Raw genomic sequence first — 11,390 nt, 5'->3', positions numbered from 1 at the left:
TGAACGCCACATAAAGGCAAAACGCGATGCAAAATCTCAAAGCTGCCGCTCCGGCTTCGCTCCAGACGCCGCCTTCGCCGCCCCGGCTGGGCGAGGAGATCCTGCGCGTCAAGGACGTGTGCCGAGGCTTCAACAAGACGCAGGGCGAACTGCTCGTGCTCGACGACGCGAACCTGTCGCTGCGCGAAGGCGAGATCGTCGGGCTGCTCGGCCGGTCGGGCTCGGGCAAGTCCACGTTGCTGCGCATCATCGCCGGGCTGATCGAACCGACCGGCGGCGAAGTGACCTACATGGGCAAGCCGCTGGAAGGCCCGGCCGACGGCGTCGCGATGGTGTTCCAGACGTTCGCGCTGTTTCCGTGGCTCACGGTGCTGCAGAACGTGGAAGCAGGGCTCGAGGCGCTCGGCGTCGGCGCCCGCGAGCGGCGCGAACGCGCGCTCGCCGCGATCGATCTGATCGGTCTCGACGGCTTCGAGAACGCGTACCCGCGCGAGCTGTCGGGCGGCATGCGGCAGCGTGTGGGCTTCGCGCGCGCGCTCGTCGTCGACCCGACGCTGCTGCTGATGGACGAACCGTTTTCCGCGCTTGACGTGCTGACCGCCGAAACGCTGCGTACCGACCTGCTCGATCTGTGGACGCAAGGCCGCATGCCGATCAAGTCGGTGCTGATCGTCACGCACAACATCGAGGAAGCGGTGTTCATGTGCGACCGGATCCTCGTGCTGTCGTCGAATCCGGGCCGCGTGATCGCGGAGATCAAGGTGCCGTTCAAGCACCCGCGCAACCGGCTGGACCCGGCGTTCCGCCGCCTCGTCGACGACATCTACGCGAAGATGACCGCGCGCCAGACCGACGAGGGGACGAAGAAGGGACTCGAGCTCGGCAGCTGGCTGCCGCAGGTGTCGACCAACCTGATGGCCGGTCTGATCGAAACGCTCGCCGCGCCGCCGTATCACGGTCGTGCGGACATGCCGGAAATCGCGCGTTCGCTGCATCTCGAGGTCGACGATCTGTTCCCGATCGCGGAAGTGCTGCAGTACCTCGGTTTTGCCGACGTGCGCGAAGGCGACGTGTTCCTCACGCCGCCCGCGCGCGTGTTCGCCGAGTTCGGGACGCAGGAGCGCAAGATGATGTTTGCCGAACATCTGCTGCGCAACGTGCCGCTCGCCGCGCGGATCAAGAAGGTGTTGAACGAACGGCCGGGGCATCGCGCGCCGCGCGTGCGGTTCGAGCAGGAGCTGGAGGATTTTCTGTCGGACAGCGCGGCGGAAGAGACGCTTGACTCGGTGATCGACTGGGGCCGTTATGGCGAGATCTTCTCGTATAACGACCAGACGGAAATTTTTAGTCTTGAGGACGTTGAGTCCTGAACGTCGTGTAGTGCAGGTTGTTTGCAGGATGCCGCCGCGGTTGTTGTCACGTATATCGTCACGACAGCCGCGGCGGTTTTGATTTCACCTACTGCAGATTGCCCCAGCGCTCGACCGCCGGTTCCGCCGACGCCCACTTCCACCCCTTGTCCTGACGACACGCACTCGCGGTGTACCACTGCGTCGGCGCGTTCGGCTCGTCGCCGTCCACCACCGAGAACACGAACTCCTTGCAGATCGCCAGCGCGGATGCGAACGCGCGCGTAACACGCACTTCGCCGTGACCGTTCTCGATCGGCAGCGTGTGCTTGATGCGCCACAGCCGCGCGTCGCCGACCGGCATCGCGCCCGCGAGCGCGGCGATCAGGTTCTGCTGGTCGCTGTGCATGTTGCGCATGAAGGTGTTGACCGCTTCGTCGGTTGCGGCCTGCACCGCGATGCCGACGCCAATGCCGACCGCCGGGTTCGTCGTGACGATGCCCGACGCGACGCCGGCCGCGGCACCGCTCGCTGCGCCGATCGACCCGCAGCCACTCAGCAGCACGCCCGCACTCAGACACAGCGCGCCGGCCAGCGCGATGCGTACACCGGCGCGCGCGCTCATTGCAACGAGCCCCAGCGTTCGGTCGCGGGTTCGGCCGACGCCCACTTCCACGCGTCGCCGTCGCGACAGATCGACGCGACGTAGAACGCGCTGGTAGCCGGCACGTTTGGCGTCGCCGCCTGATCGACCGAGAAGACGATTTCCTTGCAATCGAGCGCGCCGGTGCTGATCGTGCGGCTGACGGTGACGCGACCGTGTTCGTCTTCTTCGAGCGGCACCGAGTGCGTGACGTTCCACGGCGCGATCGCACCGACGTCGAGCGGCCCGGCGATTTTTGCGATGCCGTCCTGCGTGTTGCGATGGATGACGCGTTCGGAGTACTGGACGCCGGCTCTCGCGGCGGCGACGGCGCCGAGACCGATGCCGGTGGCAACGGCGGCGTTGTTGGTGACTTTCGCGGCAATCGCCGCGCCGGCGATACCGGCACCGGCTGTTGCGCCTTCGGTGTAGAACGAACCGCATCCGCTCAAATTCGCGGTGACGGCGACCAGGACAAAGGTCAGCGCGGCAATCGGCGCGCTACGTAATGAGATACGTGAAATACGTGAGGGTGCGGCATGGCCGGCCCGGTACGTTTTATTTTGCATGTTCCCTGCTGTGCTCCTGCTTGGCGCCGGCCATCGATCGGTGCAGGTGAAGCGCAGTCAATGGCGACGCGGCGGTTGCTCTCTAAGCAGTCGCATTGTGCAGGATGTGTTTTGTAAATGGCAGCGGAAAAATGCAAGGAATTGCAAATGCGCGTGCACATCGCGCGCGTTTTTGCCAGGCACGCGCGACGCGCTTTTTATGTTTCTTCGGCAGGCGGTTCGGCTTCTTCGTCGCCATAAGTGCTGAGGCGGTTGTAGAGGGTTTTCAGGCTGACGCCGAGCGCCTTCGCTGCACGTCGTTTGTCGCCGCCGCAATACTTCAGCGTGCCGAGGATGATCTGTTTCTGTGCATCGGCGAGCGGTGTGCCGATCCACACGCTCATCGACTCGCCCTGCGTCACCGGCTTCTTCACGCGCGACACGAGATGCGGATGCGGCAGCTCGACCACGCTCTCCGCGAGAATGAACGCGCGATACACCGCGTTCTTCAGCTCGCGCACGTTGCCGGGCCACGACCACGTGCGCACGGTATCGAGTGCGCGCTTGCTGAAGGTCTTGTTCGCGCCTTCCTGTTCGTTAAGGGTCGCGAGAAAGTGCTGCGCGAGCAGTTCACGATCGCCTTCGCGTTCGCGCAGCGGCGGCGCACGCAACGGAAAAACCGCGAGTCGATACATCAGATCTTCGCGCAGACCGTTTTCCTTCACGGCGACGGCGGGATCGCGGTTGGTCGCGGCGATCACGCGCACGTTCGAACGGATCAGATCCGAGCCGCCGACACGAAAGAACGTGCCGGTCTCGAGCGCGCGCAACAGTTTCACCTGACGCACCGGCGACATTTCGGTCACTTCGTCGAGAAACAGCGTGCCGTTGTTCGCGTGCTCGAAGTAGCCGATGCGGCCTTGCACGGCGCCGGTGAAGCTGCCTTTCTCGTGGCCGAAGAGTTCGGCTTCGATCAGCTCGTCGGGGATCGCGCCGCAGTTCACCGCGATGAACGGTGCGTCCTTGCGCGTGCTGCGATCGTGAATCGTGCGGGCGATCAACTCCTTGCCCGTGCCCGATTCGCCGATGATCAACGCGGTGGCGTCGGTGCATGCGACGCGGTCGATCTGCTCGTAAAGCTCGAGCATCGCGGGCGACGAGCCGTACAGCAATCCATACGACCTGAGCCCCGCGACGTCCTGAGCGCCGCGTTGCTTCGCCGTTGCCTTGGCAGTGCCGTCGGCAGTGGGCGAGTCCAGATCGATTGACGCCATGGGCAGGGAGTCCTTTAAAAAGTGAGCGGGGTGGGTTGCAGCGCGTTTGCCTTCGAGGCGAGCGGTGCTGCGTTGATCGCCAGTCGGCTGCAGATTCGCCGATTACGTTATTTACTATCTCACAAAAATTGATTTAACCATCCGACTGGCAGTCGCGGCAATGCATGCGAACGGTCGGCAGCAGGTTCGACGTCTGCTGCCGCACATAATTCACAGGCCGCGAGAAACGGCTATGGCAAGCCTGAGTGCGGCGCTGCTCGTGCAGTCTAGCGCGGGTTTGCCGGAACTCTCGCTGCCGTCCGCAATCGACATAAGAGGTGGTATGCCGCTTGCACATCCGGTGATACGCGTTTCGCGAAAGCGGAGCGCTTACTCCGATCGACAAAGGAGCAGGACATGACTGAAACCACCGAACAACTGGCGCTCGGCAGACAGAAACTCATCGAGGACCTGCGGGTGCTGCTGACCGATTCGGAAGAGATGCTGCGTCTCGCGGGCGCGGTATCGGGCGAAGGCGTCGACGCATTGCGCGAACGGTTGCGCACGCACGTCGATGTGTTGCAGGACACGCTGACGGATGCGCAATCGGCCGCACGGCGCGGCTATCGCGTCGCGGCGGTGAACACCGAGCGCTATGTGCGGCGCAACCCGTGGCAGGCAGTCGGGATCGCGGCCGGCGTCGGGTTCGTGCTCGGCGTGCTGGCGGCGCGGTGATGTTTATCGGCAGTGACTAAACCGCTCACCGGCCAACACAGGAGATCAAAATGGCAACACGCGGAATCGGCATTTTCGGGATATTGCTTGCGGTAGGCGGTCTGCTGGCGTTGCGCTGTGCGCAGAAGAAGAACCGCGCGGAGGCGGTGACGATCGCTCGCGAAGTCCACCGATGGGAGGGCGAGGGCGGTGCCGTCGCAAGCAGCACCGGTCCGCGTACGACGCGCGGAGCCAATGGGGTGAACGGCACCAACGGCGCTCATCATCCCGATGCGAACGGCGAGGCGTGGCCTTTTCCACGCGGCTGAGCGCGCCCGGAGCCCGTACGCTCGCTTTATCGAGATATCGCCGTATAATGAATAAAATCACAACAATCTAGTAACAATTACCGAATAAAAACAGTAATTGTTGCATGGTTGTGTCAAGTGACCGGGAATTGGCCTTGAGGTGCGTCAGATAGTTAGCAGGTGCTAACCTGCGTAGAGCGCGTTTGCCTACCTTCCCGTTCCTTCACTCACGCTATCCACGCTACCGAGACGCAATGCCACATGTATTGATTGTCGACGACGATCCCTCGACCCGCGAAGCCCTCGCCACCGTCATCGGAGAAGACGGACTGACGACCGCCACCGCAGGCGATCTGCGCGAGGCGCGCATCCAGCTCGTGCGGCAGATGCCCGACGTCGTGTTCACCGACCTGAAGCTGCCGGACGGCAGCGGTGTCGATCTGTTCGAGGATCTCGATCCGCGTTCCGGCGTCGAGGTGATCGTCATCACCGGCCACGCGACCGTCGAGTCCGCAGTGAACGCGCTGAAGATGGGCGCCACCGATTACCTCGTCAAGCCGATCAACATGCAGCGCGTGAAGGCGATCCTCGCGCGACTGCCGCGCGCCGGCGACCTGAAGGCCGAGATCGGCACGCTGCGTGGCGAACTGCGCCGGATGGGCCGCTTCGGTTTGATGCTCGGCAATTCGCCGGTGATGCAGGAGGTCTACGACCAGATCGGCCGCGTCGCACCGACGGCCGCGTCGGTGATGCTGGTCGGCGAGTCGGGTACGGGCAAGGAAGTCGCCGCGCAGACCGTCCACGAACTGAGCCTGCGCCGCAAGCACGCGTTCCTCGCGGTGAATTGCGGCGCGATCTCGCCGAACCTGATCGAGTCGGAGATGTTCGGTCACGAGCGCGGTTCGTTCACCGGCGCCGATCGTCAGCACAAGGGCTATTTCGAGCGCGCAAACGGCGGCACGCTGTTCCTCGACGAGATCACCGAGATGCCCGTCGAATTGCAGGTCAAGCTACTGCGCGTGCTCGAGACGGGCATGTTCATGCGCGTCGGTACGACAAAGGAAATCGAGACCGACGTGCGTGTGATCGCCGCGACGAATCGCGATCCGGAACAGGCGGTGCTCGAAGGCAAGCTGCGTCTCGATCTCTATCACCGGCTCAACGTGTTTCCGATCAGCCTGCCGCCGCTGCGCGAGCGCGGCAAGGACGTCGAGTTGTTGGCGCAGTCGTTCCTCGACGAGCTCAACGATCGCCACAGCACACGCAAGCATTTCCCGCCGGCGGTGAAGGAGATGTTGATGTCGTACGCTTGGCCGGGCAACGTGCGTGAGCTGAAGAACTACGTGCAGCGCGCGCACATCATGTCGGCGACGGATTCCGACAGCACCGCTACCGTGCCGTTGCAGATCACGCTGTCGAAGCCGGCAGCGGGCACCGCGGTCACGATTCCGTTCGGCACGTCGCTCGCGGAAGCGGACCGTCAACTGATTCTCGCGACGCTCGAACAATGCGGCGGCGTGAAGACGCGCGCCGCGGAAATTCTCGGCATCAGTCTGAAGACGCTGTACAACCGGCTCGTCGAATACGGCAACGATGCGAGCCGTTCCGACGAAGGCGATACCGCCGACGAATCGCGCGCGCTGGGCGGCGCATAAGGCAGCGAATGCCGGCGGCATAGCCCTTGCTGAAGCATGAGGATCAGAACAGGAGCCCTCATGCCGCACAACTCAACCGATCCGCTCGACGCCCATCGTCCTGAACCGATCGAGCCGCCCACACCTAGTGAACCCGATACGGTGCCGGATCCGACTCGCGAACCCACCGAGCCGGACGTGCCGCCGATCGGCGATCCACCGCCGGAGCCGAACCAGGCGCCGCATGTCACCGCCGCGCGCGACGTATTGATGTAGCCGTTACAAAAACGGCGCATCTTTTACCGGCGCTTTATCGCCGCGAGCCCTAGACTACGTGAAGGCCACCGGCACGGTGGCTGCCTTCTCAGGAGGCACGACCATGCGACACCCTGCATTGCGGCGCTCTGCGCGCCATTCGAAGCGCGATTCGCGTCCCGGCGGCGGCAGCAGCAATGCACCGCCGACGCCGGATCCGGCGGAACAGAATCGCGTCGCGCCCGACGCACCGCCGGACGGCGAACACAACCAGGGCGGCGTGCGACGCGAAGGGCTCGACTACCAGCGCGATCTGGGTTCCGAACAGGACGCCTGATACGACCGGCGCTGCGGTAATCGCAGCGCTCCTCGTGCGCGGGTTCCACAGCCCGCCACGGTTTTTCAATACGCAAATGACAACGCCGCGACGCGCGACGCATCGCGGGAACGCGCTCGCCTCGCGCATTCACGAATGCGCTTTTCCATTTTGAGACGAGGCACACGGATTGCATGCAGCAACGACGCACGAAGCACTTCCGCATGCAATTTCAACGGAACGAGGTGAAGCCGAATGAGTAGATTGATCGTGGTATCGAATCGTGTCGCGCCGACCCAGGAAGGACGCCCCTCAGCAGGCGGACTTGCGATCGGCGTGCTCGACGCGCTGAAGGAAACGGGTGGCGTATGGTTCGGATGGAGCGGCGAAACCGTCGCGGAGCCGTCGGATCCGGTGATCGAAAAGCAGGGCAACGTGACCTATGCGACCGTGGGCCTGACAAAGCGCGACTACGACCAGTATTACCGGGGCTTTTCGAACTCCACGCTGTGGCCGGCCTTCCACTATCGCAACGACCTGTCCCGCTACGACCGCCAGGAGTACGGCGGCTATCTGCGCGTGAACGCGACGCTCGCGAAGCAGTTGAAAGCGCTGCTGCGTCCCGATGACATCATCTGGGTCCACGACTACCATCTGCTGCCGTTTGCGCGCTGCCTGCGCGAACTCGGCGTGAAGAATCCGATCGGGTTCTTCCTGCACATTCCGTTTCCGGTGCCCGAAGTGCTGCGTACCGTGCCGCCGCACGACGAACTGGTGCGCGCGATGTGCAGCTACGACGTGGTCGGTTTTCAGACCGATGCGGATCGTCAGTCGTTTGTCGATTACATCGAGCGCGGCAAACACGGCACGTCGAGCGAAGACGGCATGCTGCACGCGTTCAACCGTTTCCTGAAGGTCGGTGCGTATCCGATCGGGATCTATCCGGATGCGATTGCGAAGGCATCCGAACAATTCGGCGATCGCAAGGCGGTGAAGACGTTGCGTGACGGCATGCGTGGCCGCAAGCTGATCATGAGCGTCGACCGGCTCGATTATTCGAAGGGGCTGGTCGAACGCTTCCAGGCATTCGAGCGGCTGCTGCTCAATTCGCCGGGCTTGCAAGGGCGTGTGTCGCTGGTGCAGATCGCACCGCCGACGCGTTCGGATGTGCAGACCTATCAACGCATCCGGCAGAACCTCGAAGGCGAGGCGGGTCGGATCAACGGACGTTTCGCGCAGCTCGACTGGACGCCGATCCAGTACCTGAACCGCAAGTACGAACGCAATCTGCTGATGGCGCTGTTCCGGCACTCGCAGGTCGGCTATGTGACGCCGCTGCGCGACGGGATGAACCTGGTCGCGAAGGAATATGTCGCGTCGCAGGATCCGTCCGATCCGGGCGTGCTGGTGCTGTCGCAATTCGCGGGCGCGGCGGAGCAGTTGCCGGGCGCGCTCGTCGTCAATCCGTTCGATCTGTCGCAGATGGCCGAGGCGCTGGAGCGCGCGCTGTCGATGCCGCTCGCCGAACGGCAGGCACGTCACTCGGACATGATGGTGGGGTTGCGCGAGAACAATCTGTCGGTGTGGCGCGATACGTTCCTTGCCGATCTGCGGAATGTGGCGACGGCGTCGTCGATGACGGAGCGGGCGGTGAAGCTTGCTGACGCGACTGCGTCGTGATGGAGCGCAGCGTGCGCGTTTGAGCGTGTCGAGATAGAGCGATAAGCCGGGCAGTGCGTATCGACGCATGTCCGGCTTTTAATTTTTGCGGTGATCTTCACGCGCGTCTAGCTGCGAATCGATCGAGCCGCGCTCCGCTCAACGCGTCACCGCAACCCCAGACTGCGCGCGCCGCAGCATGCTGACCACCGCCGCGACCGCGGAGAATCCTGACGCGACATACAGCGCGACCGTCGGACCCTGCCGCGGCATCACGCCGAAGATCAGCGCGACGAGTGCTGCGCCGAGCGTCTGCCCGGTGAGTCGCGCGGTGCCGAGCATGCCGCTCGCGCCGCCGCTGCGTTCGCGTGGCGCCGCCGCGAGCATCGTGCGGTTGTTCGGCGACTGGAAGATACCGAAGCCCGCGCCGCACAGTGCCATGCGCCACGCGATGTCGAGCGGCTGCGGATGCGAGCCGAGCGTCGCGAGCAGCAACAGGCCGCAAGTCAACGTAATGAGGCCGATGCCGCCGAGCAGTCCCGCCGATATCCGGTCCGACAGCACGCCGGAGATCGGTGCGGCGAAGACGATGACGAGCGGCCACGGCGTCATCAGCAGGCCGGTCTGCACCTGCGATAGTCCGAGCGTGTTCTGCAGCAGGAACGGCAGCGAAACGAACGCAAGCATCTGCGCGGCGAACGAACACACGGATGTACCGACCGACAGCGCGAACACCGGAATCTGCAGCAGATCGACCGGCAGAAGCGGCGCCGGCTGCGTCAGTTGACGGCGCACGAACACGTAGCCGATGACCCCTGCCGCGATCAGTTCGGCGGCGACGTAGGCGGCCCGCTCGCCGTGGCCGAGGCCATCGACTGCGAAGATCAACAGTCCGAACACCAGCGCGTTCATCACCGCGCTCGCGTAGTCGTATGGCGAATCGTGTCGCGTATTCCCGGGCAACGCGCGGAGGCCGAACGCGAGTGCGACGATGCCGATCGGCACGTTGATCGCGAAGAGCCACGGCCACGTCGCGACGGCCAGCACCGCCGACGCGACCGTCGGACCCACCGCCGACGATATCGCGACGACCATCGCATTGATCGCGACACCTCGGCCGAGCTGGGCCGGCGGATAGATCATCCGTACGAGCGCTGTATTCACGCTCATGATGCCGGCCGCGCCGAAGCCCTGCACGACGCGCGTGAGTGCGAGCGCGGGCAGCGACGTCGCGAGCGCGCAGCCGAGCGAGGCGACGGTGAAGAGCACCATCCCGCTCAGATAGACGCGCCGGTAACCGATGCGGTCGCCGAGCGACGCAAGCGGCAGCAGTGAGATCGTCACCGCAAGCTGATACGCGTTGACGACCCAGATCGACGACGCAGCGCTCGCGTGTAGATGCCGGGCGATGGTGGGAAGCGCGACGTTCGCGATCGCGCTGTCGAGTACCGCGAGCGTGATGCCGAGTGCGACGACGAGGATGGCCCAGTAGCGGTCGGGGAGGGGGAGTCCGTGTTCTTCTTGTGTGTTCATCGGCAACGGAGGCGAGAATGAAAAGCGCCGGTCGCGGGCAGGTCGGGCCCCGCCGGGTCAGGCCCGGGCAGCCGGCGCAGCGGCAGCGAAGACTACTTGAGTTCGTACAGACCGGTGTACGCCGTGCAATCGAGTTCGTTCTGATGCGTGATAAAGCGCGCGACAGCATTCGTCGTTTCGGCAGTCACGGGCAATTGCGCAACCTTCAGTGCATGCAGCCGGAACACGAAGCGATGCGCCTTGTCGCCGCGCGGTGGAGCCGCGCCGCCGAAGCCGACCGTGCCGTAGTCGTTGCGCAACTGCAGCGCGCCTTTCGGCAACAGACTGCCGTCGGCGTTGCCGGCGTCACGCGCGAGCGAGCGCGTATCGGCGGGAAGGTTGACGACGACCCAGTGCCAGAAGCCGCTGCCGGTCGTGGCGTCGGGATCGTAGACGGTCAGTGCGAAGCTTTGTGTGTCAGCGGGCGGCGCGTCCCATTGCAATGCGGGTGACAGGTTGTCGCCGTCGACACCGAACGATTTGTCGTCGAACTCCTGCGCTTTCGGCATGAAGCCGTTAGCGGGAAAATCGTCGGACCAGAGTCGGAAATCGGCCATCGGATGTCTCCTTCAAAACAGGTTCTGAAGACGGTGGACGCGGAAGAAATGCGTCCGGCGAGACGATCGAGTGTATCACCGGCGCGTGGCGGGGTTATGCCGGGCCGGCAGGTCTGGCCGGTGTCGGCGCGCCGCGTTCGTCGAGCGTTTCGGCGTCGCTTTGCAGCCAGTCGACGAGACGTTGCAGCACGCCGTCAAGATCGCGATTAGCTCCACGCAAGGCGCATTCCCACACGGTCGCGACGCGCCAGCCGCGCTCGCGCAGCAGTTGCTGCGCCTTCATGTCGTTGCTTCGATTGCGGCCGATCTTGTCGCGCCAGAATTCGGGCCGTGTCTGCGGCCATTTGAACAGATGACAGTCGTGGCCGTGCCAGAAACAGCCATGCACGAACACGACTGCGCGATAGCGCGGCAACACGATATCGGGGCGCCCCGGCAGATCGCGCGCATCGAGACGAAAGCGGAAACCGCGTCGATGCAACAGGCTGCGGATCAACAGTTCGGGTTTCGTATTGCGGCCGCGGATGCCGGACATCATCCGGCTGCGCGTGGCCGCATCGACGACGTCGACCATCAGCGTGC

Annotated in this window: 13 protein-coding genes; 7 read left to right on the top strand and 6 right to left on the bottom strand. The window is 64.2% G+C overall.

Translation table 11 applies throughout. From position 1 onward, the window contains the following. Positions 1-26 precede the first annotated feature (26 nt). Complete coding sequence (locus E1748_RS28930) at positions 27-1,370, top strand: ABC transporter ATP-binding protein (protein WP_133650734.1); 1,344 nt, start codon at positions 27-29, stop codon at positions 1,368-1,370. A gap of 88 nt (positions 1,371-1,458) precedes the next feature. Here the strand turns inward: E1748_RS28930 and E1748_RS28925 are convergent, their stop codons facing one another. The 3 genes from E1748_RS28925 to E1748_RS28915 form a co-directional block, all read right to left on the bottom strand. Then, positions 1,459-1,974 (bottom strand): hypothetical protein, encoded by a 516-nt coding sequence (locus tag E1748_RS28925; RefSeq protein WP_133650733.1) that lies wholly within the window; start codon positions 1,972-1,974, stop codon positions 1,459-1,461. Continuing rightward, on the bottom strand, positions 1,971-2,561 hold the full coding sequence (locus E1748_RS28920; protein ID WP_240766848.1) for a hypothetical protein: 591 nt from the start codon (positions 2,559-2,561) through the stop codon (positions 1,971-1,973). Before E1748_RS28920 ends, E1748_RS28925 begins: the two co-directional genes overlap by 4 nt. 197 nt (positions 2,562-2,758) lie before the next feature. Beyond that, positions 2,759-3,814: a sigma-54 interaction domain-containing protein gene (locus E1748_RS28915; protein ID WP_133650732.1), complete on the bottom strand. Its 1,056-nt coding sequence runs from the start codon at positions 3,812-3,814 to the stop codon at positions 2,759-2,761. A gap of 396 nt (positions 3,815-4,210) precedes the next feature. On the opposite strand from E1748_RS28915, the gene E1748_RS28910 reads away from it, so the two are divergent. The 6 genes from E1748_RS28910 to otsA all read left to right on the top strand — a co-directional run bounded on the left by E1748_RS28910 (position 4,211) and on the right by otsA (position 8,700). Next, entirely contained in the window at positions 4,211-4,528 is a 318-nt protein-coding gene (locus E1748_RS28910; RefSeq protein WP_133650731.1) for an ElaB/YgaM/YqjD family protein, read from the top strand. A 50-nt stretch (positions 4,529-4,578) separates the two neighbouring features. Further along, entirely contained in the window at positions 4,579-4,836 is a 258-nt protein-coding gene (locus E1748_RS28905; RefSeq protein ID WP_133650730.1) for a hypothetical protein, read from the top strand. 233 nt (positions 4,837-5,069) lie between these two features. After that, the gene (locus E1748_RS28900) at positions 5,070-6,470 is read left to right on the top strand and encodes a sigma-54-dependent transcriptional regulator (RefSeq protein WP_133650729.1); all 1,401 of its coding nucleotides are present in this window, start codon (positions 5,070-5,072) and stop codon (positions 6,468-6,470) included. A 60-nt stretch (positions 6,471-6,530) separates the two neighbouring features. Next, on the top strand, positions 6,531-6,725 hold the full coding sequence (locus E1748_RS28895; protein ID WP_133650728.1) for a hypothetical protein: 195 nt from the start codon (positions 6,531-6,533) through the stop codon (positions 6,723-6,725). A gap of 103 nt (positions 6,726-6,828) precedes the next feature. Continuing rightward, positions 6,829-7,041 carry a hypothetical protein gene (locus E1748_RS28890; RefSeq protein ID WP_133650727.1) on the top strand — a complete coding sequence of 71 codons (213 nt, stop codon included), beginning with the start codon at positions 6,829-6,831 and terminating at the stop codon, positions 7,039-7,041. 234 nt (positions 7,042-7,275) lie between these two features. Next, a complete protein-coding gene (gene otsA / locus E1748_RS28885) occupies positions 7,276-8,700 on the top strand; it encodes an alpha,alpha-trehalose-phosphate synthase (UDP-forming) (protein WP_133650726.1) in 1,425 nt (474 codons plus the stop codon). Positions 8,701-8,838: 138 nt separating this feature from the next. Here the strand turns inward: otsA and E1748_RS28880 are convergent, their stop codons facing one another. The 3 genes from E1748_RS28880 to E1748_RS28870 form a co-directional block, all read right to left on the bottom strand. Then, complete coding sequence (locus E1748_RS28880; protein WP_133650725.1) at positions 8,839-10,212, bottom strand: MFS transporter; 1,374 nt, start codon at positions 10,210-10,212, stop codon at positions 8,839-8,841. A 92-nt stretch (positions 10,213-10,304) separates the two neighbouring features. After that, positions 10,305-10,808: a YbhB/YbcL family Raf kinase inhibitor-like protein gene (locus E1748_RS28875; protein WP_133650724.1), complete on the bottom strand. Its 504-nt coding sequence runs from the start codon at positions 10,806-10,808 to the stop codon at positions 10,305-10,307. 94 nt (positions 10,809-10,902) lie between these two features. Then, complete coding sequence (locus E1748_RS28870; RefSeq protein WP_133650723.1) at positions 10,903-11,382, bottom strand: very short patch repair endonuclease; 480 nt, start codon at positions 11,380-11,382, stop codon at positions 10,903-10,905. Between the last annotated feature and the right edge of the window lie 8 nt (positions 11,383-11,390).

It is taken from the genome of Paraburkholderia flava, from assembly GCF_004359985.1.
GTDB lineage: Bacteria > Pseudomonadota > Gammaproteobacteria > Burkholderiales > Burkholderiaceae > Paraburkholderia > Paraburkholderia flava.
Note: the sequence above shows the minus strand (reverse complement) of the source record. Positions and strands in the feature narration are given on the sequence as shown.